The organism is Sphingopyxis sp. CR5 (genome assembly GCF_059693785.1).
Map to the genome: position 1 here is coordinate 105620 of NZ_JCATIE010000013.1, position 23177 is coordinate 128796.

At 64.0% G+C, this 23177-nt stretch carries 26 protein-coding genes and 1 pseudogene; 17 read left to right on the forward strand and 10 right to left on the reverse strand.

Annotated elements, in window-relative coordinates:
- Positions 1-3 precede the first annotated feature (3 nt).
- The 8 genes from AC58D2_RS18140 to AC58D2_RS18175 all read left to right on the forward strand — a co-directional run bounded on the left by AC58D2_RS18140 (position 4) and on the right by AC58D2_RS18175 (position 6067).
- Entirely contained in the window at positions 4-513 is a 510-nt protein-coding gene (locus tag AC58D2_RS18140; RefSeq protein ID WP_497392488.1) for an SUF system Fe-S cluster assembly regulator, read from the forward strand.
- On the forward strand, positions 510-1997 hold the full coding sequence (sufB, locus tag AC58D2_RS18145) for a Fe-S cluster assembly protein SufB (protein ID WP_497392489.1): 1488 nt from the start codon (positions 510-512) through the stop codon (positions 1995-1997). The genes AC58D2_RS18140 and sufB overlap by 4 nt, the downstream gene beginning before the upstream one ends.
- Positions 1997-2197 (forward strand): hypothetical protein, encoded by a 201-nt coding sequence (locus AC58D2_RS18150; protein WP_497392490.1) that lies wholly within the window; start codon positions 1997-1999, stop codon positions 2195-2197. The genes sufB and AC58D2_RS18150 overlap by 1 nt, the downstream gene beginning before the upstream one ends.
- Complete coding sequence (gene sufC / locus AC58D2_RS18155; protein WP_497392491.1) at positions 2184-3020, forward strand: Fe-S cluster assembly ATPase SufC; 837 nt, start codon at positions 2184-2186, stop codon at positions 3018-3020. The genes AC58D2_RS18150 and sufC overlap by 14 nt, the downstream gene beginning before the upstream one ends.
- Positions 3021-3198: 178 nt before the next feature.
- On the forward strand, positions 3199-3927 hold the full coding sequence (locus AC58D2_RS18160) for a SufD family Fe-S cluster assembly protein (RefSeq protein WP_497392492.1): 729 nt from the start codon (positions 3199-3201) through the stop codon (positions 3925-3927).
- 80 nt (positions 3928-4007) lie between these two features.
- Positions 4008-5192 (forward strand): aminotransferase class V-fold PLP-dependent enzyme, encoded by a 1185-nt coding sequence (locus AC58D2_RS18165; RefSeq protein ID WP_497392516.1) that lies wholly within the window; start codon positions 4008-4010, stop codon positions 5190-5192.
- Positions 5189-5659 (forward strand): SUF system Fe-S cluster assembly protein, encoded by a 471-nt coding sequence (locus tag AC58D2_RS18170; RefSeq protein ID WP_497392493.1) that lies wholly within the window; start codon positions 5189-5191, stop codon positions 5657-5659. The genes AC58D2_RS18165 and AC58D2_RS18170 overlap by 4 nt, the downstream gene beginning before the upstream one ends.
- A 51-nt stretch (positions 5660-5710) precedes the next feature.
- Positions 5711-6067, forward strand: coding sequence for a HesB/IscA family protein (locus AC58D2_RS18175; protein ID WP_497392494.1), 357 nt, complete (start codon positions 5711-5713; stop codon positions 6065-6067).
- Between the two features lies 1 nt (position 6068).
- On the opposite strand, the gene AC58D2_RS18180 is transcribed toward AC58D2_RS18175, so the two are convergent.
- Together AC58D2_RS18180 and AC58D2_RS18185 are read right to left on the reverse strand one after the other, a co-directional pair.
- Positions 6069-6785, reverse strand: coding sequence for an extensin-like domain-containing protein (locus tag AC58D2_RS18180; protein WP_497392495.1), 717 nt, complete (start codon positions 6783-6785; stop codon positions 6069-6071).
- 37 nt (positions 6786-6822) lie between these two features.
- The gene (locus tag AC58D2_RS18185) at positions 6823-8214 is read right to left on the reverse strand and encodes a cytochrome P450 (protein ID WP_497392496.1); all 1392 of its coding nucleotides are present in this window, start codon (positions 8212-8214) and stop codon (positions 6823-6825) included.
- Positions 8215-8390: 176 nt separating this feature from the next.
- On the opposite strand from AC58D2_RS18185, the gene AC58D2_RS18190 reads away from it, so the two are divergent.
- Complete coding sequence (locus tag AC58D2_RS18190; RefSeq protein WP_497392497.1) at positions 8391-9224, forward strand: hypothetical protein; 834 nt, start codon at positions 8391-8393, stop codon at positions 9222-9224.
- A 123-nt stretch (positions 9225-9347) separates the two neighbouring features.
- Here the strand turns inward: AC58D2_RS18190 and AC58D2_RS18195 are convergent, their stop codons facing one another.
- A complete protein-coding gene (locus AC58D2_RS18195; RefSeq protein ID WP_497392498.1) occupies positions 9348-10589 on the reverse strand; it encodes a low temperature requirement protein A in 1242 nt (413 codons plus the stop codon).
- Entirely contained in the window at positions 10586-11356 is a 771-nt protein-coding gene (locus tag AC58D2_RS18200; protein ID WP_497392499.1) for a helix-turn-helix domain-containing protein, read from the reverse strand. Before AC58D2_RS18200 ends, AC58D2_RS18195 begins: the two co-directional genes overlap by 4 nt.
- Before the next feature lie 95 nt (positions 11357-11451).
- Between AC58D2_RS18200 and AC58D2_RS18205 the strand changes: the two genes are divergently transcribed.
- A complete protein-coding gene (locus tag AC58D2_RS18205; protein ID WP_497392500.1) occupies positions 11452-12225 on the forward strand; it encodes an SDR family oxidoreductase in 774 nt (257 codons plus the stop codon).
- Positions 12226-12276: 51 nt separating this feature from the next.
- Here the strand turns inward: AC58D2_RS18205 and AC58D2_RS18210 are convergent, their stop codons facing one another.
- From AC58D2_RS18210 to AC58D2_RS18220, 3 genes are all read right to left on the reverse strand, one after another.
- Entirely contained in the window at positions 12277-13200 is a 924-nt protein-coding gene (locus AC58D2_RS18210) for an alpha/beta fold hydrolase (protein ID WP_497392501.1), read from the reverse strand.
- Between the two features lie 303 nt (positions 13201-13503).
- On the reverse strand, positions 13504-14391 hold the full coding sequence (locus AC58D2_RS18215; protein ID WP_497392502.1) for a pirin family protein: 888 nt from the start codon (positions 14389-14391) through the stop codon (positions 13504-13506).
- Positions 14388-14666 (reverse strand): BolA family protein, encoded by a 279-nt coding sequence (locus AC58D2_RS18220; protein WP_497392503.1) that lies wholly within the window; start codon positions 14664-14666, stop codon positions 14388-14390. The genes AC58D2_RS18215 and AC58D2_RS18220 overlap by 4 nt, the downstream gene beginning before the upstream one ends.
- Positions 14667-14754: 88 nt before the next feature.
- On the opposite strand from AC58D2_RS18220, the gene AC58D2_RS18225 reads away from it, so the two are divergent.
- The 3 genes from AC58D2_RS18225 to cobS all read left to right on the forward strand — a co-directional run bounded on the left by AC58D2_RS18225 (position 14755) and on the right by cobS (position 16816).
- Positions 14755-15285, forward strand: coding sequence for a J domain-containing protein (locus AC58D2_RS18225; protein WP_497392504.1), 531 nt, complete (start codon positions 14755-14757; stop codon positions 15283-15285).
- Positions 15286-15296: 11 nt separating this feature from the next.
- A complete protein-coding gene (locus AC58D2_RS18230) occupies positions 15297-15734 on the forward strand; it encodes an ester cyclase (RefSeq protein WP_497392505.1) in 438 nt (145 codons plus the stop codon).
- Between the two features lie 92 nt (positions 15735-15826).
- Positions 15827-16816 (forward strand): cobaltochelatase subunit CobS, encoded by a 990-nt coding sequence (gene cobS, locus AC58D2_RS18235; protein ID WP_497392506.1) that lies wholly within the window; start codon positions 15827-15829, stop codon positions 16814-16816.
- Here cobS and AC58D2_RS18240 read toward each other — a convergent pair.
- Entirely contained in the window at positions 16768-17922 is a 1155-nt protein-coding gene (locus AC58D2_RS18240; RefSeq protein WP_497392507.1) for a DUF5694 domain-containing protein, read from the reverse strand. The genes cobS and AC58D2_RS18240 overlap by 49 nt on opposite strands.
- Before the next feature lie 357 nt (positions 17923-18279).
- On the opposite strand from AC58D2_RS18240, the gene AC58D2_RS18245 reads away from it, so the two are divergent.
- The 4 genes from AC58D2_RS18245 to cobT all read left to right on the forward strand — a co-directional run bounded on the left by AC58D2_RS18245 (position 18280) and on the right by cobT (position 22654).
- Complete coding sequence (locus tag AC58D2_RS18245; protein ID WP_497392508.1) at positions 18280-19170, forward strand: hypothetical protein; 891 nt, start codon at positions 18280-18282, stop codon at positions 19168-19170.
- 29 nt (positions 19171-19199) lie between these two features.
- Positions 19200-19589 carry a hypothetical protein gene (locus tag AC58D2_RS18250; protein WP_497392509.1) on the forward strand — a complete coding sequence of 130 codons (390 nt, stop codon included), beginning with the start codon at positions 19200-19202 and terminating at the stop codon, positions 19587-19589.
- Between the two features lie 78 nt (positions 19590-19667).
- Positions 19668-20834 carry an alpha/beta hydrolase gene (locus tag AC58D2_RS18255; protein ID WP_497392510.1) on the forward strand — a complete coding sequence of 389 codons (1167 nt, stop codon included), beginning with the start codon at positions 19668-19670 and terminating at the stop codon, positions 20832-20834.
- Positions 20831-22654 (forward strand): cobaltochelatase subunit CobT, encoded by a 1824-nt coding sequence (gene cobT, locus AC58D2_RS18260; protein WP_497392511.1) that lies wholly within the window; start codon positions 20831-20833, stop codon positions 22652-22654. Before AC58D2_RS18255 ends, cobT begins: the two co-directional genes overlap by 4 nt.
- Positions 22655-22657: 3 nt before the next feature.
- On the opposite strand, the gene AC58D2_RS18265 is transcribed toward cobT, so the two are convergent.
- Together AC58D2_RS18265 and AC58D2_RS18270 are read right to left on the reverse strand one after the other, a co-directional pair.
- Positions 22658-22894 (reverse strand): hypothetical protein, encoded by a 237-nt coding sequence (locus tag AC58D2_RS18265; RefSeq protein WP_497392512.1) that lies wholly within the window; start codon positions 22892-22894, stop codon positions 22658-22660.
- 158 nt (positions 22895-23052) lie between these two features.
- Positions 23053-23177: pseudogene (locus tag AC58D2_RS18270) on the reverse strand (IS5 family transposase); the annotation flags it as partial.

Genomic DNA, 23177 nt, shown 5'->3' on the forward strand with positions numbered 1-23177 from the left:
GCCATGCGCCTGTCCAACCTTGCCGATTATGCCGTGGTGCTGATGAGCGCCGCGGCGCGCCAATGCGGGTCGGTGCCGCTGCACGCGGGGCTGCTCGCCGAGCAAACGGGCATTCCGGGGCCGACCGCGCAAAAGCTGGTGAGCGGCCTCGCGCGCGCCGGACTGCTCGTGTCGACGCGCGGCACCGGGGGCGGTGTGCGGCTTGCGCGCCCCGCGGCGGCGATCAGCGTTGCCGATATCATCGAAGCGGTCGAAGGACCGATCGCGCTGACCAGTTGCGTCGAAGAGGGGCGCCATGATTGCGCGCTCGAAGGCAATTGCAAGGTCCAGCCGCACTGGAGCGTCGTCAACGGCGCGGTGCGCGGCGCCCTGGCGCAGATCAGCCTGGCGAGCCTTGCAACCACACCGAAGACACCATCCCCGTTCCTGTCGAGCGCAGTCGAGACCCCCCTCGACAGCGCACGGCCGACGGGCCTCTCGACCTCGCTCGAGGCGAACGGAATTTTGCAATGACCGACAACACCGAAACCCGCATCAAGGACCAAGCCGCGCACGATGCCGCCGCCAGGGTTGCCGACTATGAGCATGGCTGGTCGGCCGACATCGAGACCGACTTTGCGCCCAAGGGGCTGAGCGAAGACACAGTGCGCTTCATCAGCGCCAAGAAAAACGAGCCCGAATGGATGCTCGACTGGCGACTGAAGGCCTATCGCCACTGGCTGACGATGACCCCGCCCGACTGGGCGAAGCTCAACGTCCCGCCGATCGATTACCAGGACGCCTATTATTATGCGGCGCCCAGAAAGAAGGAGGCGCTCAAGAGCCTCGACGAGGTCGATCCCGAAATCCTGAAGGTCTATGAAAAGCTCGGCATCCCGATCGAGGAGCAAAAGGTGCTCGCCGGCGTCGAGGGTGCGCGCAAGGTCGCGGTCGACGCGGTCTTCGACAGCGTTTCGGTCGCGACGACCTTTCGCGAGGAGCTGAAAAAGGCGGGCGTCATCTTCCTGTCGATCAGCGAGGCGATCCGCGAATATCCCGAGCTGGTGAAGAAGTGGCTCGGCAAGGTGGTGCCGCAGCACGACAATTATTTCGCGGCGCTCAACTGCGCGGTCTTTTCGGACGGGACGTTCGTCTATGTGCCCGAAGGCGTGCGCTGCCCGATGGAACTGAGCACCTATTTCCGCATCAATGCCGAAAATACGGGGCAGTTCGAGCGCACTTTGATCGTCGCCGACAAGGGCGCGTACGTCTCCTACCTCGAAGGCTGCACCGCGCCGATGCGCGACGAAAACCAGCTTCACGCCGCCGTGGTCGAACTCGTCGCATTGGACGATGCCGAAATCAAATATTCGACGGTGCAGAACTGGTATCCTGGCAATGCCGAGGGGCTGGGCGGCATCTATAATTTCGTGACCAAGCGCGCGCTGTGCCAAGGCAAGCGCAGCAAGGTATCGTGGACGCAGGTCGAGACCGGCAGCGCGATCACCTGGAAATATCCGAGCTGCGTCCTCAATGGCGACGACAGCGTCGGCGAATTTTATTCGGTCGCGGTGACGAACAATTACCAGCAGGCCGACACCGGCACCAAGATGATCCACAATGGCAAGCGCACGCGCTCGACCATCGTCAGCAAGGGGATCAGCGCGGGCCAATCGAACAACACTTATCGCGGCATCGTCCGCGTCGCGCCCAATGCCGAAGGGGTGCGCAACTTCACCCAGTGCGATAGCCTGCTCCTCGGCAGCAACTGCGGTGCACACACCGTCCCCTATATCGAAGTCCGTAATCCCAGCGCGACCGTCGAGCATGAAGCAACGACGAGCAAGATCAGCGACGACCAGCTGTTCTACGCGATGCAGCGCGGGCTGGGGCAGGAAGAGGCGGTGGCGTTGATCGTCAACGGCTTTGCCAAGGAAGTGCTGCAGCAACTGCCGATGGAGTTTGCGGTCGAGGCGCAGAAATTGCTGGGGATCAGCCTTGAGGGGAGCGTGGGGTGATGCTGCGCTGGCTCTTTGGAAAGCGCGCCGCGAGGCCGCTCGGGTCCGAACCCGAACTGGTGCCCAATGCGGCCAATCAGACCGGCGGATCGCACGAATTCGTCCGCGTCCCGCAGGACCAGTCCCTCTCCATCAACGGCAGTCCGGTTCAGCTGGAATCCAATGAATATAAGATAGACCAATCCCATGCTCAAAATTGAAAACCTCCACGCCACCATCGCCGACAAGCCGATCCTGAAAGGCCTGTCGCTCGCCATAAACGCGGGCGAAATCCACGCGATCATGGGCCCCAACGGTGCGGGCAAGTCGACGCTCGCCTATGTGCTCGGCGGGCGGCCTGGATATGAAATCACCGAAGGGTCGGTGACCTTTGCCTCCACCCCCGTTCGGGCTGAGCTTGTCGAAGGCCCGTCCTTTTCTTCGACGACGGAAGGAGGAAAGAACAGTCCTTCGACAAGTTCAGGGCAAACGGTGGATTTATTGGCCCTCGAGCCGCACGAACGCGCCGCGGCGGGCCTGTTCCTCGGCTTCCAGTATCCGGTCGAAATTCCCGGCGTGTCGAACGTCCAGTTCCTGCGCGAAAGCCTGAACGCCCAGCGCAAGGCGCGCGGTGAGGAGCCGCTGTCGGGCGGCGATTTCCTGAAGCTGGCGCGCGAGAAGGCGGGGCTCTTGAAGCTCGACATGGACATGCTCAAGCGCCCCGTGAACGTCGGCTTTTCGGGCGGCGAGAAGAAGCGCAACGAGATGGTGCAGATGGGCATCCTCGATCCCAGGCTCGCGATCCTCGACGAAACGGACTCAGGGCTGGATATCGACGCGCTGCGCGTCGTCGGCGACGGGATCAACGCGATCATGCGGCGTCCCGACAAGGCGGTTCTGCTGATTACGCACTATCAGCGCCTGCTCGACTATGTGGAGCCCGATTTCGTCCACGTCCTCGCGGACGGGCGGATCGTCAAGTCGGGCGGGCCGGAACTGGCGCGCGAACTGGAAGCGCACGGTTATGCGGAGATTGCGGCGTGAGGATGGTGCTTCGCAAACCTTCTCCCCGTGGGAGAAGGATACGGAGCCTTGCCGGCTTGCCGGCTAGGCGTAGTTGGATGAGGGTGTCTGTCGCCGACAGCAGACATCCCCTCACCCAGCTTCAGCTAGGCAACAAGTTGCCAAGCTATCGCAACCCTCTCCCAATGGGAGAGGGAATATGGTGACCCCCCTCCCAACCCGCCGCGACGAAGCATGGCGCTATGCCGACATCGACGCGGTAACGGCGGCGTGGCCGCTGCCCGCGCCCGAGAGCATCGTCGTGCCCGCGGGCGGCGACTTCAAGCGGGCGATCGTGCTGGATGAAGGCGCGATCCGGCAGATCGAGATAAGCGTGGGCAAGGACGCAAAGGCCGCGCTGCACATCCTCAACATCGGCGGCGCCTATGGCCGGATCGAGCTGACCGTGACGCTGCACGAAGGCGCCGACTTCACGCTCGGCGCGGCGCAGATCGGCGGCGGCGAACAGACGCTCGAGATTATCACCACGGTGATCCACGCCGAACCCGGCGCGACGTCGCGGCAGGTCGTGCGCTCGGTGCTCGGCGGCACCGCGACGGGCACCTATCTGGGCAAGGTCGCGGTTGCGCGCGACGCGCAGGCAACCGACAGCGAGCAGGATGTGAAGGCGATGCTGCTGAACCGCAGCGCGACCGCGAACGCCAAGCCCGAACTCGAAATCTTCGCCGACGACGTCAAATGCGCGCACGGCTGCGCGATCGGCGAACTCGATGCCGAGGCGCTTTTCTATCTCCAGTCGCGCGGGATGCCGCCGGCGGAGGCGAAGAAGCTGATGTTGCAAGCGTTCGTCGCCGGCGTGTTCGAGGGCGCCGAGGAGGAATCGCGATTGCAGGAGTTGGCGCTCGCAAAGCTGGGAGAGCTGGTGTGACGAATGCCGACATCTCTTCTCCCCTCCCGCAGGCGGGAGGGATCGGGGGAGGGCCTGTTTCGTCAGCGCCCGACCTCGACATGCCCTCCCCTAACCCCTCCCGCCTGCGGGAGGGGGATATCAGGGCTGACTTCCCCGGCCTGACCCCCGGCTGGCATTATCTCGATACCGCGGCGACCGCGCAAAAACCGCAAGCGGTGATCGACGCCACCGTCAATGCGATGGGCCGCGACTATGCGACCGTCCACCGCGGCGTCTATGCGCGCTCGGCCGACATGACGCTTGCGTATGAAGCGGCGCGGCGGCGGATCGCCGCCTTCGTCGGCGCGAAGGAGGACCAGGTCACCTTCGTGCGCGGCGCGACCGAGGCGATCAACCTCGTCGCTTACTCGCATCCGAAAAAGGGACGCGTGCTGCTGTCGGTGCTCGAACATCACAGCAATATCGTGCCCTGGCAGCTCGCGGGATGGCAGGTCGACGTCTGCCCGCTGACCGACGATGGCTGCATCGACCTGGACGCCGCCGAAAAGATGCTGACCCCCGAGCACAACATGGTCGCCTTCGCCCACGTCTCGAACGTACTCGGCAGCCCGCTCGACGTCGCGCGCGCCGCCGATCTCGCCCACCGCGTCGGCGCCGAGCTGCTGGTCGACGGCTGCCAGGCGGTGCCGCGGCTGCCCGTCGATGTGTCGGCGCTCGGCTGCGACTATTATGTCTTTTCGGGGCACAAGCTCTATGGCCCGACCGGCGTCGGCGTGCTGTGGAGCGACAAATTGGACGTGCTGCCGCCGTGGCAGGGCGGCGGGTCGATGATCGACCGCGTGACCTTCGAACGCACGACCTATGCCCCCGCCCCCACCCGCTTCGAGGCGGGAACGCCCGCGATTATCGAGGCGCTCGGGCTCGCCGCCGCGGTCGATTATGTCGATGCGATCGGGCTCGACGCGATCCACGCGCACGAGTGCAAGCTCGTCGGCTCGCTGCGCGAGGCGCTCGCGCGCAAGAACAGCGTGCGCGTTTTCGGCCCCGAAAACAGCGCCGGAATCGTCAGCTTCGCGATGGCGGGGGTTCATCCGCACGACATCGGCACTATCTTGGACGAAAGCGGGGTCGCGATCCGCGCCGGGCACCACTGCGCGCAGCCGCTGATGGAGCATCTGGGCGTTCCGGCGACCGCGCGCGCGAGTTTCGGGCTCTATAGCAATGAAGACGATGTGACCGCGCTGATCGAAGGACTGGCGCGCGTCGAAAGGATTTTCGGATGAACGAGGAACGGGCGATCAAGGTCGAGGAAGTGACGCGCGTCGAGGCGCCGCCCAAGGCGCGCGTCGCCGATGCCGAGACCGCACCCGAGAAACTGGAGCGCAAGCGCGACTATCTGGAGGGCTTCCTCGCCGCCAAGCCCGCGGCGGCGGACCCCAACGCCGTCGGCGGCGACCTTTACGAAGCCGTGATCAACGCGCTGAAGGACATTTATGACCCTGAAATCCCGGTCAATATCTATGACCTTGGCCTGATCTATAATGTCGAGATCGACGAGGGGCATGTGATGGTCACGATGACGCTGACCACGCCGCATTGCCCGGTCGCCGAATCGATGCCCGGCGAGGTCGAGCTGCGCGTCGGCGCGGTGCCCGGCGTCGGCGACGCCGAAGTCAATCTCGTCTGGGACCCGCCATGGTCGCCCGCCAATATGAGCGACGAGGCGCGGCTCGAACTGGGGATGTTGTGAAACAGGCCCTTGCCAATTTTCGCTCGACACGAACGGCGAAAGGAACGGATTGTGACTGATACCAAAACCCGCACCCGCCCCGCCGCGGTCACGCTGACCCCCAATGCCGAGGCGCGCGTCGCCGCGCTGATGGAAAAGGCGCCCGAGGATGCGATCGGCGTCAAGCTGTCGACCCCGCGCCGCGGCTGTTCGGGGCTCGCCTATTCGGTCGACTATGTGACCGAAGAGGAAAAGTTCGACGAGAAGATCGAAACGCCGGGCGGCATTTTCTACATCGACGGCGCGTCGGTCCTCTATCTGATCGGCAGCACGATGGACTGGGTCGAGGATGATTTCGCGGCCGGCTTCGTCTTCGACAATCCCAACGCCAAGGGCTCCTGCGGCTGCGGCGAGAGCTTTACCGTCTGAGCTAGCGGCACACCGACCAGCCCGCGGTCCGCACCGCCATGTCGAGGTGCAGATGATCGGCGTGGGCGCGGTTGTAGTCGGGCGACAACACGGTGCTGAACAGGTCGCACGATCCGTCGCGCACCGCGTGCAGAAAATCGCTGCGGCGATCGCCCTGCTCCCAATCGTTGATCAGCGACACGCGCGTCCCGTCGGCGAAGACGAAGGCCGAAATGTCGATCGCGTTGGCGGTCGAATGCTCGCTCTGCGCCTGCCGCCCCGCGATCTTGCGACAGTTATAGCTGCCGAGATTTTCGAGCTTCGCGACCGTTTGCCCGAAATATTTCTGCGCGAGCGGCTGGACGACATCGCGCGTCCATAGCGCCATCGCCGCGGTGACCGCACAGCCGGGCGCGGCGCTGGCGGGGGCCAGCGTCGGAACGAACATGTCCCCGGTCAGGATCATCCGCTGGCTCGCGCGGCACACGCCCACGCCCGCCGGCGCCCGGCGTTGGTAGCCGGCGCCCGCGCGGTCAAAGGCAGCGAAGCAGGCCGCGTCGTCCTGTACGAGCGACAGCAGTTTGCGGCGTGTCGCCCAACCCTGCGGCTGCGCCAGCTCGAAGCGCGCGGTCGGGTCGTGCTCGGGATGCGCGCGCAGCCATATCATCGCGCGGATCGCGGCGATGGTGAGCAGCACGGCGATGCCGAAGCCTATGAGATAGGGTCGGAAACTCGTCACCGCGCCACGGTGGCGCAGCGCGCGCCGGCCCGCAAGCTCAGATCGGGTCGAACCGCACCGTCAGCCCGTCCTTTGGCCGGGGGATCGGCCACATCTGCCACTCGGGCGCATATCCATCGGCAACGGCGATGCGATGCGTGGTCAGGACATGATGGAAAAAGATTTTGGCCTGCATGTAAGCGAAATGCAGTCCCAGGCACATGTGCGCGCCGCCGCCGAAGGGCACCCACGCATATTTGTGCCGCCCGCGCACCGCTTCGGGGGCAAAGCGCATCGGATCGAACCGCTCGGGCTCGGGCCAATATTCGGCCATCATATGCGTGTAGGCGGGATTGATCCCGACGTTGGTGCCGGCGGGAATATGGTAACCTGCGAACTCGAAATCGCGCAGCGCCCGGCGCGGGATCGCGGGAACCGGCGGAATGAGTCGCAGTGCTTCCTTGAACGCCATTTCGGTAAGTTCGAGCTCGCCGAGGGCGTTGTGTCCGACTCCCTCGCCTGCCGGCGCGACCGCCAGCATTTCCTCGCGCAGCTTGTCCTGCCACTCGGGATGCTTCGCAAGCAGCCACACGAGCGAGGTGATCGAGCTGGTGATGGTGTCGTGCGCCGCCATCATCAGGAAGTTCATATGGTCGACGATCGCCTCGACCGACAGATAATCCCCGCCCTCGTCCTTCGCCTGGCAGATTTGGGTGAAGATGTCCTCGCCCGACGACGCGCGGCGTTCGGGTACCATTGTGGTGAAATAGTCGACGAGGAATTTGCGCCCCGCGACGCCGCGGCCCATCGCGGTAAAGGGCATCGGAACACGGACGACACCGATCGACGCCTGCACCATGTCGACAAAGGCCTTGTTGATCTTTTCCGCCTCCGGCCCCCACGGAATACCAAGGAAACTCGTCGCCGCGAGGTCGAGCGTCAGTTGCTTGATCGCCGGATAGAATTGGAACGACGTGCCGCTCCACGCGGCAACTCGGTCGCGAATGCCGCCGTTCAGCGAGTCGGCATAGTGACGCATCGGCTCGGGCTTGAATGCGACCGACAGCGTCTTGCGGTCGGCGCGATGCTTGTCGAAATCCATCAGCATCAGCCCGCGCGGGAAGAGCAGGTTCAGCACCGGCCCCCACCCCTGTTCGGACGAAAACAATTTCTCGCGGTCGAACAGGACGAGTTCATTGGCGTCGGGCCCGACCAGCGAAACGCCCCGGCCGCCAAAACTCTTGGCGCGATACACTTTCCCGAAACGCGCGACCATGCGGTTGGTAAAACCGGTCGGATCCTTGAGCTGGGCGAGGGTCGTACCAAGCACCGGGATGCCGTCATCGCCGGGAATATGGTCCAGGCTGCTCTCGGGATTGCGCGGCAGCCAATGCTTCGTTTCGGGCCCGAAACGCGCTTCGGACCATTCAATCTTCGCCGGAGCATTCATCGGGGGCAACCTCCATCCACAGCGCCATCGACCCGACGCTATCGCACTACTGACATTGTTGCAAGTAAAGCGATGGCACGAATATGTCTCTATTCACCGCAAATTCAACTCGTCTCGTGCAACTTGCAGGACAAGTTTGGCGATCCATCCGTTGGGGTCGCATGAAGGACACGACAATGCCCAATCTGTTTCGACGCCCTCTTTCGCTGGCGCTCGGCGCGCTCGCCACGACCACGCTCGGCGGTTGCTATTACGGCGACGTCTATGGCGCCGGCTATGGCGGGTCGGGAGCCTGCGCGAGCGACTATTACGCCTATGATCCGTACAGCTATGGCGATGGCTATGGTTACGACTGCTACGATGGCGGCGACTATGGCAGCGGCTTCGTCAGCATCGGCTTCGGCGGCGGCTGGTACGATGATTATTACTACCCCGGCTATGGCCTTTGGATGTACGACAATTATCGCAACCGCTATCCGCTCAGCGGGCGCTACCTGAACTATTGGGGCGGCCGGCGGGCGTGGTGGAAACACCGCCATGACCGCGACGACTGGAAAGGCCGTCCCGACCGCCCGAACCGCCCGGGCGGATGGAAAGGGCACGATCGCGACAAGGACCACGACGGACGTCCGAACCGCCCCGGCGGATGGCAGGGTCACGACCGCGATCGGGATCACGACGGCCGTCCCGGACGCGGCAGCGGCGGGGATCGCGATCGTCCGCACGGCACGCGCCCTGGCTCAGGAAACACGCCGACCGTCGTTCACCCCCAGCGCCCCGTACGCCCGCAGGCGGCAAGGCCGCGGCCGCAGCGTCCCGACCTGTCGGCGGGCGCGCCGCCCGCGACGACAAGGCCGCGCCCCGTGACCCGGCCGGCGCCGAACCGTGCGCGACCGGAAGCGACGGCGCGCCCCGCGCGTCCCGCCCCGCCTCGCGCCGAACCGAAAGCGCAGCGCCCCCAGTCGCGCACCGAGCGACCGTCGCGCCTGCGGACGTCCCGGTCGCCTTAGGGTCAGGACCCCTAGTCGCCCGATGGGAAGGTGGGTGCAGAGAGCGGCGGGCAGGCAGGATAGCCTGCAAGCGTGCCGCGCGGCATCGAACGGTCGATCGGCACGCTGGCGCCATGCGCCATCCTATTTCTCCTGCGCCGCGGCGGGGTCGGCGCCGACCATGCGGCCGAGCCACGGTGTCCAGCGCCGCCAGCCGCCGTGGAACGACCCCCACTCCCAAATCGCCGTAAGGACGAGCACCGCGAGCACCGCCAGGCCAAGCGTCAGCGGTTCCCGATGGCCGAACCATGCCCATGCCCCCACCCCGATCAGCGCCGCGCTGCCCAGCAGGTGCGAAAAGGGCGGCAGCGGCCGGTCGGTGGTCGCTTGCTTGAAGGCCATATTGCCGATCAGGAACAGCAAGGGACCGCCGATCGAGACCGCCAGCATCGCCGGTTCGATGTGGCCGTGCGGGTGCGCCAGCAGCATTTCGTCGGCCACTGCGGAAACGACGAGCCCGGCGACGATCGGAATGTGCCAATAGGTATAGGCGTTGCGGGCAAGCAGCCCGGCGTCGTTGCTCGCGGCGATCACCTCGCTCCCGCGCCGCGCGCCGGTGTCGAAATAGAGCCACCACAGCGCCGCCGATCCGAGGAAACAGCTGGCAAAGGCGATCCAGTGCACCCCATCCTGCGGCAGCGTCGCAAAGGTGGCCCCGGTGACGAGCACTCCTTCGCCAAGCGTGATGATGATGAACAGCGCGCAACGCTCGGCCATATGGCCGCCCGCGATGTCCCAGTCCGCCCCGGTCGACCGCCCGAGACCGGGCGTCCGGAAAAAGGCGAGCGGACCCGCATAGTCGACGAGCAACGCGCCCGCCCAGAGCAACAGGCGCGCCTCGCTCGCGGCGAACGATCCGGCGATCCACAGCGGCAGCGACAGGATCGACCAGAACAGGATGCGCTGGAAATTGCGCGCGCGTGCCGGATGCACGCCCGCGCTCGCCCAGATCACATAGAGGCTGCGCCCGATCTGCATCGTGCAATAGGCGGCAGCGAACAGCCAGCCACGCGCGCCGAAGGCATGGGGAATCGCGCTCGACAGCGCGAGCCCGGCCAGCATCAGCAGGATCAGCATCAACCGCACGTTCGCCCGCTCCGGGTCGAGCCAGTTGGCGACCCAGGTGGTATAGATCCACACCCACCACACGGCGAAAAGCAAAAGCAGCGTCTGAAGCGCGCCGAGCAAGCTCAGATGCGCCAGCAGCCCGTGCGAAAGCTGGGTGATCGCAAAGACGAAGACGAGGTCGAAGAACAGCTCGATATAGGTGACCGGCGCATGGCCGTGCTCGCTGCGCGCTCGGAACAGATGGTCGGGGACGGTCACACGTCATTCTCCCGCAACGTGCGCCGACGCCATTCGGTCGGCGAGATGCCGAGCTTGTCGCGAAAGGCGGCGCAAAGATGGGCGTGGCTCGAAAAGCCGGTGGCAAAGGCGATTTCGGCGACCGACAAGGGCCGGTGCATCAGGAACCAGCGCGCGCGGCGGAGCCGCTGGTTGAGCACATATTGCGCGGGCGTGCGCCCGGTCGCACGGGCGAAATGACCGATCAGGCTGTTCACCGACATCCCGGCTTCCGCCGCCATGTCCTCGACCGTCATCGGGGTTTCGATATGCGTCTGGATAAAGGTCAGCAGGCCATCGATACGGCGCGCCACGTCGGTTGGGGAGGGCCGCGTCGAAGCGGCCCCGTCGAGCGCCTCGTGGAGCAGCGTCACCAACGGCATCGCCGCGGCCTGTTCGCCCGCGACGAGCGCCAGGATCAGCGCCGCAATCGCCCGATCCTGATGGCCCGCAAGCCCGCGCGCGGTCGACCCGACATCCAGAACGCTCGCGGGAATCTCGACCGCCGCATAGCGCACGTGACCGCCCTTGGCCTGTGCGCGATAGCGGCGCCCGGCCGGCGCGAACCACATTTCGCCGGGCAAGGGATCGCCAAGCGATGTACGTCGTCCGTCGAGCCAGGTTTCGAGCCAGTGATAGCTCCCCGCCTCGTGCAGCATCAGCGAATGGCTCTCGCGCTCGATTGTCCAGGCTGTCGGTCCGTCGATCCGGTCCTCGGCCATCATCGCCTGTATGTCCCCACCGCGCATAGCGTGGTTATGCCAAGTCTGTGAGAATCTGAAAGCCTCGAATTTGGCGCGTCCCTAAGGTCGAATCCCCTCCTCCAACATAAGGGACCCTACATATGACAGACCATAGGATCGCAGGAAAAGCCGTCCTCATCGGCGGCGGCGCGAAAAATCTCGGCGGGCTGCTCGCCCGCGACCTCGCAGCGCATGGCGCGCGCGCCGTTTCGATCCACTACAACAGCGACGCCGCCCGCGGCGAAGCCGAAGAAACGCTCGCCGCGATCAAGGCGGCCGGCGCGGACGCGCATGCTTTCCAGGCCGACCTCACCACCGCAGGCGCGATGGAAAAACTGTTCGCGGACGCAAAGGCGGCGATGGGCGGCATCGACATCGCGGTAAACACGGTGGGCAAGGTCCTGAAAAAGCCGATGATCGAAATCGGCGAAGACGAATTCGACGCGATGAACGCGGTCAATTCGAAAACCGCCTTTTTCTTCATCAAGGAAGCCGGCCGGCATCTTGACGACAATGGCAAGGTCTGCACCCTCGTCACCTCGCTGCTCGGCGCCTACACGCCCTTCTATGCAAGCTATGCCGGCACGAAGGCGCCCGTCGAACATTATACGCGCGCGGCGTCCAAGGAGTTCGGAGCGCGCGGCATTTCGGTGACCGCGATCGGTCCCGGCCCGATGGACACGCCCTTCTTCTATCCGGCCGAGGGCGCCGAAGCGGTGGCGTATCACAAGAGCGCGGCAGCCCTGTCACCCTTCACGCCGACCGGCCTGACCCATATCGAGGATATCGTGCCGTGGATCCGCTTCATGGTGAGCGAGGGCTGGTGGATGACCGGCCAGACGATCCTGGTCAACGGCGGCTATACGACCAAATAACCCCCTTGCGGCGGGCAGGCGCCTCCTCGCCGCCCGCCGCATCTTTTTTCCTCAGGGTCTGGCGAGAAATTCGTCCATCGCGGCGTTGACCGCATCGGGGGCTTCCCACGGCACAAAATGACCGCAGCCCGGCACCTTCACGATCGTGGCGTTCGGCACCAGCTCTTCGATCCCGTCTAGATTGCACGCCGGAAGCGCCACGTCGTCGAGCGCCCACACGACAAGGGCGGATATCGTCAGTTTCGGAAAGGGAATGGCCGGAGGGTCGGCATAGGGGTCATCCATCGCCGGCACAGCGGCCGGCGAGGCGCGATACCAGTTGATCATCGCGCGGCACGCGTCGCGGTCCTCCCAATCTGCCAGCAGACGCGCAATCTCCTCCGGCGGCTGCGTCCCCCCGCTGGGAACGCGCCCCGCAAAGGCCTTTGCCAGCAAGCCGGCAATCCCCTGGTCCTCGATCAGCGCGTCGCTGGCGGGGTCGCGGAAGACACGGATATATTGGCTCGCTTCGCGCTGTTCGGCATTGGTCAGCAAAAGCCGCTGGAAAATTGCCGGATGCGGCGCGTTCGCGATCACCGCGCGCGTAACGCGCCCCGACCAGGCGGGGTGCAGCCCGCCCGGCTGCCCGCCGAGCGCGACGCCCCATGCGATCGCGCCGCCCCAGTCGTGACCGACGATCGTGAACGCGTCGACATCCAGCGCATCGGCGAGCGCAAAGATGTCGGCGATCAGCTTGTCGGGGGAATAGTCCGCCGCATCCTGCGGCTTCGACGAACCGCGATAGCCGCGCTGGTCGGGTGCGATGCAGCGAAATCGCTCGGCAAAGTGCGGCAACTGATGGCGCCACGTGCGATGCGATTCGGGAAAGCCGTGCAGGAAAATCAACGCCGGAGCGTCTTTCGGCCCCATATCGACCGTGTCGAGTTCGACCCCGGTCGAAAGCTTCACCCGCCGCTGCTCGAAATCGCCGATCATTACCCGCTCCCATTGGTTTCAATTCGCAACGAAAGTGGCCGGGATTGCCGCGTCTGGCAAGCCCGTTGGGCCGGGCGGATCGATTATTGCGCGCAGAGGCGCAGAGATCGTCGTATGAAGAGATTCACGCGGAGACGCGGAGACGCGGAGAAATGGCACCCGCCGCGAAGCGGCCTTCTTTCCCGACGTCGCGGCATGATCGAACTCGACGAAGAAAAAGGGCCTACGGCCCGAATATTCTCCGCGTCTCCGCGTCTCCGCGTGAACCGAAACCTCTGCAATCTCCACGCCTCCGCGCGCAAATCACGGATAAGTCGGCGTCTCCGGCATTCCCGGCAGCGGGATATATTCCTCGCTGTCGCCGGGAACGATCGGGAATTTTCCATCCTTCCAGTCGCGCTTTGCAGCGTTGATGCGATCGCGCGACGAGCTGACGAAATTCCACCACAGGTGGCGCGGCGTCGAAAAGGCTTCGCCGCCGAGCAGCATCACCCGCGCGTCACTTGCGGCCCGCAGCGTCATCGTGTCGCCCGGTTTCAATATGTAAAGGCTGTGGCGGTCGAGCACCTCGCCGTCGAGGCTCGCATCGCCCAGCGCGACGACGACGGCGCGCTCGTCGGCCTCGGCTTCGATCGGGATGCTCGCTCCCGCATTCATCAGGATGTCGGCATAGATCGTCGCCGCATGCTGGGTGATCGGCGACGTTGCGCCCCACAGGCTGCCCATGATGACCCGCGCCGACACGCCGCCATCCTCGACCAGCGGCAGGTCGTCCTTCGCCACATGTTCGAACGCCGGGGCGATCTCTTCCTTGCCGTCGGGCAGGGCGAGCCAGGTCTGCATCCCCGAGATCGCCGACCCGGTCCCGCGCTCGGCCGGCGGGGTGCGCTCCGAATGGACGATGCCGCTGCCCGCGGTCATCAGGTTGCAGGCCCCGGGGCGTATGGTCGCATGGGTGCCCAGGCTGTCGCGATGGTCGATCGCGCCCTCGAACAAATAGGTGACGGTCGCCAGGTTGATGTGCGGATGCGGCCGCACGTCCATCCCCTGCCCGATGTCGAAATGCGCGGGGCCGAACTGGTCGACGAAGATGAAGGGCCCGACCATCGTGCGCGCCTTGTCGGGCAAGGTACGCCGCACGTCGAACGCGCCGATATCGTGGGTCGAGGGGGTGATCACATGCATCGTCATTCTCCCGGCGCCATCGCCTTGATCGCCAGCGCATGAACGCGATCGCCCGGCAGGTCGCCGAGCGCCTTGTTTATCGACCGCTGGCGTGCGACGCGACTTTGCCCCACAAAGCCATCCCACACCATCAGCAGGCTGAAATGCGATTCGCCGCTGCCGTCATCGCCGGCGTGGCCATGATGCTTCGCGCTGTCGTTGCTCAGGGTGAATGTCGCGCCCGGAAAGGCGTCGGCGAGCAACCCTTCCATTTCGCGTTGCACTGGACCTTTTTCCGTCATGCCCCCATGTTGGGGAGGAACCACGATTATGACAAGCCCCCGACCCAATCGATTCCACGGCCGTGTCCCCCGGGAGGCGCAGTGCGACATGCCCGGTTGCGACGCGCCCGGCGAGTTTCGCGCGCCCGCTTCGCGCGGCCGCCGCGCCGACGGCCCGCCGCCCTATCGCTGGCTGTGCCTGGACCATGTGCGCGAATTCAACGCCGGCTATAATTATTTCGACGGGATGAGCGCCGACCAGATCCTGGCCGCCCAGTCTCCGACCTCGGGCTGGGAAACCGAAAGCCGGACCTTTCGCGCGGCGGGCAGCGCCGACCTGCCGCCGCGCTGGGCCGATTTCAAGGATCCGATGGATGCGCTCGGCGCGCGCTTCCGCCAGCGGATGGACCAGGCCCGGCGCGAAGCGAACGACCCGCGCTTCACCCCCGAAGAGCATCGCGCGATGCAGGCGCTGGGTCTCGACGGCAAGGCCGACCGTTCGGCGCTGCGTCGCCGGTACAGCGAGTTGGTGCGCCAATATCATCCCGATCGCAACGGCGGCGATCGCGGTTATGAAACGCGGCTCGGCGAAGTCGTCGCCGCCTATCAGCTTTTGCGGAAAAGCAGGATTTTCGCATAGGGAGAAAGCCGATGAGCGATCTGGACGACCGGCGGATCGAGACGGTCAAGCGCCATATGGCGTTAGAGATCACGCACGACTGGGACGGCGTCCTCGCGACGTTCGACCATCCGCGCTACGAGTTGATGGGGCCTGGCACCATCTTCGACGGCGAAGCGGCGGTTCGTTCTTATTTCGCGTCATCGCGCGAGCCCTTTCCCGACCAGGCCAATGACATCATTTCGATTGCCGCCGATCCCGGCGCCGATACGGTGCTCGTCGAATTCTGGCTGACCGGCACCCATCTGGGACCGCTGAAGCTCGGGCTGCGCACGATCGAGCCGACCGGCAAGGCCTTTCGCATCCGCATGGCGGCGACCTTCGAATTCTCGCCCGGCAGCGACCGTATCCTGTGCGAACGTCCCTATTACGACCAGTCGGCGGTGCTGCGCGCGCTCGACATCCTCTGAATAAGGCGTTGCAAGCCGCAACCCATGCCTATACCGGCTAGCCATATCGCCGTCCGGCGGCGACTCTCCCCGTCTGTGTTGGACCGAATGCCATGACCGATATCCCGAACAGCCTTCCCGATCACCACGGTTCGACGCTCCTCGCGGCGCCCGATACCGAGGTCGACGCACGCGAGGTCTTCGGGGTCGACATCGACATGAAGGTGCCGGCATTCAGCGAGGCCGACGAGCGCGTACCCGATCTCGACCCGGCCTATGTCTTCGATGGCGACACGACGCTCGCGATCCTCGCGGGCTTCAAATACAACCGCCGCGTCATGGTGCAGGGCTATCACGGCACCGGCAAGTCGACCCATATCGAGCAAGTGGCGGCGCGCCTCAAATGGCCGTGCATCCGCGTCAACCTCGACGCGCATATCAGCCGCATCGACCTGGTCGGCCGCGACGCGATCGTGCTGCGCGACGGCCAGCAGGTGACCGAGTTTCGCGAAGGGCTGCTTCCCTGGGCGCTCCAGACGCCGACCGCGCTCGTTTTCGACGAATATGACGCGGGCCGGCCCGACGTGATGTTCGTGATCCAGCGCGTGCTGGAGGCCGAGGGGAAACTGACGCTGCTCGACCAGAACCGCGTCATCCGTCCGAACCCGAATTTCCGCCTGTTCGCGACCGCCAACACCGTCGGGCTCGGCGACACGAGCGGGCTCTATCACGGCACGCAACAGATCAACCAGGGCCAGATGGACCGCTGGAACATCGTCGTGACGCTGAACTATCTGCCCGCGGCGACCGAAAGCGCGATCATCCTCGCCAAGGTCCCGAACACCGACGACAAGACGGTGGAGAATATGGTCAAGGTCGCCGACCTGACCCGTCAGGGCTTCATCGCCGGCGACATCTCGACGGTCATGTCGCCGCGCACGGTGATCAGCTGGGCCCAGAACGCCGCGATCTTCAACAATCTCGGCTTCGCCTTCCGCCTCTCCTTCCTCAACAAATGCGACGAGGCCGAGCGGATGATCGTTGCCGAATATTATCAGCGCGTCTTCGGCGAGGACCTGCCCGAGGGAGTCGTCGGCAAGTGACTCGGCTGCGGGGGTCGGGGAACCTCCGCAACGCCTCCGCCATCCAGTACCGCTTCCGCGTCCACCAGCACCACATCGTGCATCATGTTGAGATAGGCTTCGAAATAGCCTTTGTGCGAAGCGCCGACGATCGACAGCGTGCGCGATCCCGGGTGCGCGACGATCGCCGCGCGGATGTTGGCGACCATGCGCAGGTTGCGGACTTCCCAGGATCCGGCATAGCGCCGGCCATAGCTTTGCGGTGACGGGTCGGCCAGCGCGGCGCCGAAATCGCTTTCATAGGTCGTCTCGGCGGCATCGGGGCGGTTGAGGGCGCGGAAAAGAGCCATCACGCCATCCTGGTCGAGTTTCGCCTCGAGCCTTTTGTCTTCCGCAAGCCGCCGGGCGGTGGCGGGATTGTCCCAGGCCCGCTGCAATGCCTCGCCATATCCCGCGTCGCTATCGATGGACGCGTTGACGGCATCGGCCGTGTGGTCGTCGATCGCATAGACGCGCTCCAGGCCGAGCCGCGCCGCCAGAACCGCACCGATGAGATTATTTTCGTTGCGCCATTTCATCAGCTTGCCCAGCCGCGTGACCGCCGCCGGGTCGAGCCCATCCCCCTCGCGGCGCTCACTCTCGGGCAAGCGCAGCCACTGGACCAGCGCCGACGCCGGCTCGCCGCCCGCCAGGAACAGCGCGGCAAGCTGGCGGCGATCGGCCGGATTCGGGCGTTCGGGCCAGTTGGCCAGCCGATCCGTTATCATCTTCGTTGCGGCCGCCATGTCGATGCCGAGGGCCTTTTGCGCCGCGGAAGCGTCCGGGCAATAGCTCTCCGCCGCATCGGAATAATAGTCGCCATACCGCCGCAACTGGTCGCACTGGGGCCCCGAAACCGCCTCGATCGTGATGATGTCGGGCTTCCATGCCGCAAGGCGCCCGAGCAGGCGCCCAAGGCTGTCAGGGTCGAAGCCGTCGGGCAACCCCGACAGATGCGGCGAGCCGAGCACCAGAACCTCGTTCTGCCGGGCGGCCGCCTCGTTCTTGTGCTCGCCGGGATCGAAGGACGGCACATAGGCGGGCGATCCCGCCGCCCCCGCAAGCAGGAGACCCAATAGTATCGACATCGCTCTTTCCTCGCCTTGCGGCCCCGCAGGCCCATCCTGTGTATTATCTTATCAACACAGTGGAGATTTGCAATTTTTCCTTTTCTGCCAGGGAAACGACACTATTCGTCCACGCTGCAGCAGCGCGTTCGCGTCAAGCTCGAAGCCTATACGTTCACCGATTATACAATCGTGCCGGGCGTCGTTGAGAGCATCAGCCGCGATGCGGTCGATACGAGTGAACCGGGCGCGACCAGCCGATCGGGCCGGGGCTCGCGGTGCAGGCGGAGATCAAGACCGGCGACCTGCGGATCATTCAATATTTGCTCTCGCCGACATCGCGGGCGCCCGATGAGGCGGGGCGAGAGCGGTAGCGACGTGATCGAGATTGGTGCGGCATTAAGATTTGCGGTCGCAATCCATTGGACGAAAACGCTAAAAGGGCCAATCCGGGTCGGATTTGGCTTGCAAGAAGCTGAGATACACTGGAAATTTCGTTACTGGAAATTAGTTGGTGCGATGACCATTTATCATTCAACGACGGATTTGGCGCGACGCTCCCTGATAGCCGCATTGCTTGGCATCGGCGTGCTAGGCATATCGGCCTGTGGCTCAAATTTGCCGAAATACCGCTACCGGTTGAGGATATCTGTTCGTACACCAGAAGGCATTGTGTCCGGCGCCAGTGTCTTGGAAGTGAGCACATTCCGGGCAGGAGATAACGCTATTCCAACTCCCGGGGCGGTGAGGCACAGCCTAAGGGGACAAGCGATTTTTGTGGACCTTGGTGAGCGTGGCAAGTTGTTGGGGCTATTGGCTTCCGCAGATGGCAATGTGGATTGGGCCAAGAACATCTTGTTCAGGCTTACTCCTCCTGCTCGAAATGTCCCGCCAGACACGTCGTCCAGGGAGCGCTTTGCTGCGCGCTACGCGGCAATGCTTTCCAATCGCAAACCTATTGAGGTTCCCCAGTATCTTCCTGACGGGATTATGAATGCCTTGAGACCCGCCTGGCCCATGATGGTGAAATTAGACAATTCCTTAGCACTAGAGACGATGGTTATCGTTGATCCACTACAACTACCAAAATACTTTGGGCCGGGAGTAGAAATAGATAGGTTAGAAGCGCAAATAACCGACAGCCACGTTGATTTTGGAATCAAAAAATTTATTAATTGGTTTCCTATAGATTATAATTCGATTCCCAGAAATGTTGCAGAATCAGGCATTCCTATGGGTGATTTGCAAGAATTGCTTCTGAGAGATTAGGTTCATTTAATTTATTTAGGATTTTGTATATGCCTATAGGTAACCGACTTTTTGCGCCCATATTAGCGATGGACTCATGCAATAAATGCTATCCTGCTAATTTAGATATTAAAGAAAATTACACAATCGGAAAGGCACGAATCCGCCAAAATGTTAATATAGAGCAAGCGAGCTGGGAAGAGTCGGAGTTTTTTTCTTTAGCTTATTATTGGAATGGCCAGAACATAATAAGATACAGGGGAAAAAATCCTGAATTCGATACGATCAGTGTATCAGATTTTCTAAATAGCCCGATAATCAAGGATGCTTGGGCGCAGGTACCAGCGGTTGCGGTCGAGCGCGCAGTGCATGATCTGTCGCTTGACTACCCCGATCGCGAGAATTTGCTATTTGCGTTGGAAAAACGGCCGACGGGATAGGACATGCCAGGAACAATCGCCCTTCGCGCCCACCCCGCGCGATCGCAGGCATCGGCCCCGCGCCTCTTGGTCGCCGCCATGCTCGCTGCCCTATCGCTTTCCGGCTGCGTCAGCGCCGCGGTCGATTACGGCAAGGTCCCCCACGCCGACTATGTCGCCGATCCGCGCTGCACGCCGCGGGCGGGCGCTCCGGTCGATGCTGCTGCGCTACCGCTCTTCTTCGTCACCAGCCGCCTGCCCGACTGCCGGACCGCCGATATCGAACTGCTCAACCACCGCGGCGACCGCGTGCGCTATGGCCGTTTCGCGCCGCCGCGCGATATGGAACGGGACGGCAAGAAACGCTTTCGCACGCCGCTTGCGCTCCAGTATCCGGGCGATTGGTGGGCCGCGCTCCAGGGTGAAACCGACCGGCGGCAGGGTCGCGTCCTGCTCTATGTCCACGGCTATCGCGAAAGTTTCGAGACGACGACGAAGGATGCGGCCCAGATCGCGCGGATGACGGGCTTCGACGGGCCGGTGATCGCTTACAGCTGGCCGTCGCAGCACGACGTGCTCAGCTATGCGGTCGACGAGACCAACATGTATCACGATGTCCGCAATTTCCGCGAATTCCTGAAGGCGCTCGCCGAACAGCCGTGGGTCAGGGAAGTGGTGATCGTCTCGCACTCGCTCGGGGCGCGGCTCGTCGTGCCCGCCATCGCCTACGTCGATCGCGCAGCACCGAGCGCCGACAGCCGCAACATTTCGAACATCATCCTTGCCTCCCCCGATATCGACCGCGAAAGTTTCGAGCGCGACATTTCCGACGGCGTGCTGACCGCGGCGAAGGTCTCGCGCGACCGGCGCATCACCCTTTATGTTTCGCTCGGCGACAAGGCGCTGGCCGCGTCTCGCGCGCTGCACGGCTACCCCCGGCTCGGCTCGCCCTATTGCTTCGACCCCTTCGAAGCGGCTGAGCTAAAGGCCGAAGGGTTGCCGGAGCGTTGTTATCCAAAGGCCATCCCCGGCCTGACCGTGATCGACACGACCGACGTGTCGCGCGGTTCGACCGGACACAGCAATTTCCTGCGCAGCGCGGTCGCGTGCCAGGACTTCATCGATGTGGTAGACGGCAAGCGGACCCGGCCGCAGCGTACCGCAACGCGTTGGAGCCACGTCTTCCGCTTGCTTCCCGACCCGTCCATGCCCAAGGAGATGGACGACAGCATCTGCAACCGTAACACCGAACCCGGAACGCCATGAGTACCCCCTCCCCCCTCGATGACCTGAAGACCGCGCTGTCCAGCGTCGCGCGCGCCGTCACCCGCGATCCGGAGGTCGAGGTCGGCTTTACCGCCGACGCCCCGGCGCAGATCGGCAAGGCGATCAAGGTTCCCACGCCCTCGCGCACGCTGCCCGCCGACCAGGTCGCGGAGGCGCGCGGCTTCGCCGATGGCTATGCCCTGCGGATGAAGCATCACAGCGAAAAGCTGCACGCCGCGGCCCGCCCGTCGGAACCGCTCGCCGCCGCCGCTTTCGACGCGATGGAGCGCGCGCGGGTCGAGGCGCTCGGCGCACGCAACATGGCCGGAATGCGCGCCAACCTGTCGGCGAGCCTCGCGATGCGGATGCGCAGCGACCCGATCAGCCGCGCCCAGACCCGCGACGAGGTGCCGGTCTCGACGGCGCTCGAATTGATGCTGCGCGAGGCGCTGACCGGCGAGACCTCGCCGCAGGGCACCGAAACCGGCCTGTCGATGGTCCGCGAATGGATCAGTCAGGACGCCGGCGCTGACCTCACCGCGCTGTCGATGCTGCTCGACGATCAGGCCGCCTTCGCCCAGACCGCGCGCCTCGCGCTCCAGCACCTCGACCTGATCCATGGCGACGAGCCGCTGGAGGAAGGCGCCGAGGACGGCGGCGAGGAAGACGAAGCCGAGGCCGAAGAGAGCCAGGAACAGCAGGAAAGCGAGGATGGCGGCAGCGGCGAAAGCCAGGTCGACGCGCGCGCCGAGATGGACGGCGATCAGGCCGACGACGGCGACACCGACCCGGACGCGCAGGAAATGGAGGCCGACGGCGAACCCGAAATGGGCGGCGAAGGCGACGAGGGCATGCTGCCCGTCCGCCCCAACCGCCTGCCGACCGACGTCCCCGATTTCAACTATGTCCGCTTCACCGAAAAGCATGACGAGATCATCGCCGCGACCGAATTGTGCGACGCGGACGAGCTGACGCGGCTGCGCGCCTATCTCGACCAGCAGATGACGCATCTGCAGGGCGCGGTGACGAAGCTCGCCAACCGCCTGCAACGCCGCCTCATGGCGCAGCAGAACCGCGCGTGGGATTTCGACCAGGAGGAAGGCCAGCTCGACGCCGCGCGGCTCGCGCGCGTCATCGTCTCGCCCGGCCAGTCGCTGTCGTACAAGATCGAGCGCGACACCGATTTTCGCGATACCGTCGTCACCCTGCTCATCGACAATAGCGGCTCGATGCGCGGGCGGCCGATCAGCATCGCCGCGATCAGCGCCGACATCCTCGCGCGCACGCTCGAACGCTGCGGGGTGAAGACCGAAATCCTCGGCTTCACGACGCGGACGTGGAAGGGCGGGCAGAGCCGCGAGGACTGGCTCGCCGCCAGGCGCCCGGCACACCCCGGCCGCCTCAACGACCTCAGGCACATCATCTACAAGCCCGCCGACGAACCCTATCGCCGCGCGCGCCGCTCGCTCGGCCTGATGATGCGCGAGGGGCTGCTAAAGGAAAATATCGACGGCGAAGCGCTGATGTGGGCGCACAGCCGCATTGTCCACCGCCCCGAGGAACGCCGCATCCTGATGGTGATTTCGGACGGCGCCCCGGTCGACGACAGCACGCTGTCGGTCAATCACGGCGCCTATCTCGACCAGCATCTGCGCCAGGTCATCGAGTGGATCGAGAACAGATCGCCCGTCGAGCTCTGCGCGATCGGCATCGGCCACGACGTCACCCGCTATTACAGCCGCGCGGTGACGATCATGGACGCCGAACAGCTGGGCGGCACGATGGTCGAGCAGCTCGCGGGATTGTTCGATATCGAGTGAAAGCTACTGGCCATTAAAGTTTGATATTACTTTATATGTAATGGATTGATTATTTGCCTCAATGATACGAATTTTTGCGCCACGATAAGCTATTTCATCTGAGACAGACAAGTCGTATTCAGCTTCGTTTGAGAAAGCCGGCCTTGCCATATCCCCAGCGGACTCTCTATACCCAATCTTCACGCGATCACCTACACGACCGCTGTAAATCAAAGTTTGCTGGAAGTTGCTATCGGACACGACAGGCCGCGTAACTCGAGCAAATCCATGTTCCGTGTCACAGCGATTCTGCCCCAGCATCGAGTCCTTCGCACATATTTTCTGTTCAGTTTTTGACGCCAAAATAGATTGCGGATATACAACTTGCCCAAAGAAGCCACCCGTAAGTGTTACTCCGCCTAGGCTTCGTGGACAAAGGGTATCCAGAGTTTAACTGAGGCGAGCGCGACGAAGCCGAGGTAGGATTCCTTGGTTTTGTCGTAGCGGGTGGCGACCCTGCGCCAATTCTTGAGTTTGTTGAACA

Excerpts from the sequence above, each read along its gene's own strand:
- AC58D2_RS18140 (WP_497392488.1), top strand. The coding sequence starts at position 4 with ATGCGCCTGTCCAACCTTGCCGATTATGCCGTGGTGCTGATGAGCGCC.
- sufB (WP_497392489.1), top strand. The coding sequence starts at position 510 with ATGACCGACAACACCGAAACCCGCATCAAGGACCAAGCCGCGCACGAT.
- AC58D2_RS18150 (WP_497392490.1), top strand. The coding sequence starts at position 1,997 with ATGCTGCGCTGGCTCTTTGGAAAGCGCGCCGCGAGGCCGCTCGGGTCC.
- sufC (WP_497392491.1), top strand. The coding sequence starts at position 2,184 with ATGCTCAAAATTGAAAACCTCCACGCCACCATCGCCGACAAGCCGATC.
- AC58D2_RS18160 (WP_497392492.1), top strand. The coding sequence starts at position 3,199 with ATGGTGACCCCCCTCCCAACCCGCCGCGACGAAGCATGGCGCTATGCC.
- AC58D2_RS18165 (WP_497392516.1), top strand. The coding sequence starts at position 4,008 with ATGCCCTCCCCTAACCCCTCCCGCCTGCGGGAGGGGGATATCAGGGCT.
- AC58D2_RS18170 (WP_497392493.1), top strand. The coding sequence starts at position 5,189 with ATGAACGAGGAACGGGCGATCAAGGTCGAGGAAGTGACGCGCGTCGAG.
- AC58D2_RS18185 (WP_497392496.1), bottom strand. The coding sequence starts at position 8,214 with ATGAATGCTCCGGCGAAGATTGAATGGTCCGAAGCGCGTTTCGGGCCC.
- AC58D2_RS18190 (WP_497392497.1), top strand. The coding sequence starts at position 8,391 with ATGCCCAATCTGTTTCGACGCCCTCTTTCGCTGGCGCTCGGCGCGCTC.
- AC58D2_RS18200 (WP_497392499.1), bottom strand. The coding sequence starts at position 11,356 with ATGCGCGGTGGGGACATACAGGCGATGATGGCCGAGGACCGGATCGAC.
- AC58D2_RS18205 (WP_497392500.1), top strand. The coding sequence starts at position 11,452 with ATGACAGACCATAGGATCGCAGGAAAAGCCGTCCTCATCGGCGGCGGC.
- AC58D2_RS18210 (WP_497392501.1), bottom strand. The coding sequence starts at position 13,200 with ATGATCGGCGATTTCGAGCAGCGGCGGGTGAAGCTTTCGACCGGGGTC.
- AC58D2_RS18215 (WP_497392502.1), bottom strand. The coding sequence starts at position 14,391 with ATGACGATGCATGTGATCACCCCCTCGACCCACGATATCGGCGCGTTC.
- AC58D2_RS18220 (WP_497392503.1), bottom strand. The coding sequence starts at position 14,666 with ATGACGGAAAAAGGTCCAGTGCAACGCGAAATGGAAGGGTTGCTCGCC.
- AC58D2_RS18225 (WP_497392504.1), top strand. The coding sequence starts at position 14,755 with ATGCCCGGTTGCGACGCGCCCGGCGAGTTTCGCGCGCCCGCTTCGCGC.
- AC58D2_RS18230 (WP_497392505.1), top strand. The coding sequence starts at position 15,297 with ATGAGCGATCTGGACGACCGGCGGATCGAGACGGTCAAGCGCCATATG.
- cobS (WP_497392506.1), top strand. The coding sequence starts at position 15,827 with ATGACCGATATCCCGAACAGCCTTCCCGATCACCACGGTTCGACGCTC.
- AC58D2_RS18240 (WP_497392507.1), bottom strand. The coding sequence starts at position 17,922 with ATGTCGATACTATTGGGTCTCCTGCTTGCGGGGGCGGCGGGATCGCCC.
- AC58D2_RS18250 (WP_497392509.1), top strand. The coding sequence starts at position 19,200 with ATGCCTATAGGTAACCGACTTTTTGCGCCCATATTAGCGATGGACTCA.
- AC58D2_RS18255 (WP_497392510.1), top strand. The coding sequence starts at position 19,668 with ATGCTCGCTGCCCTATCGCTTTCCGGCTGCGTCAGCGCCGCGGTCGAT.
- cobT (WP_497392511.1), top strand. The coding sequence starts at position 20,831 with ATGAGTACCCCCTCCCCCCTCGATGACCTGAAGACCGCGCTGTCCAGC.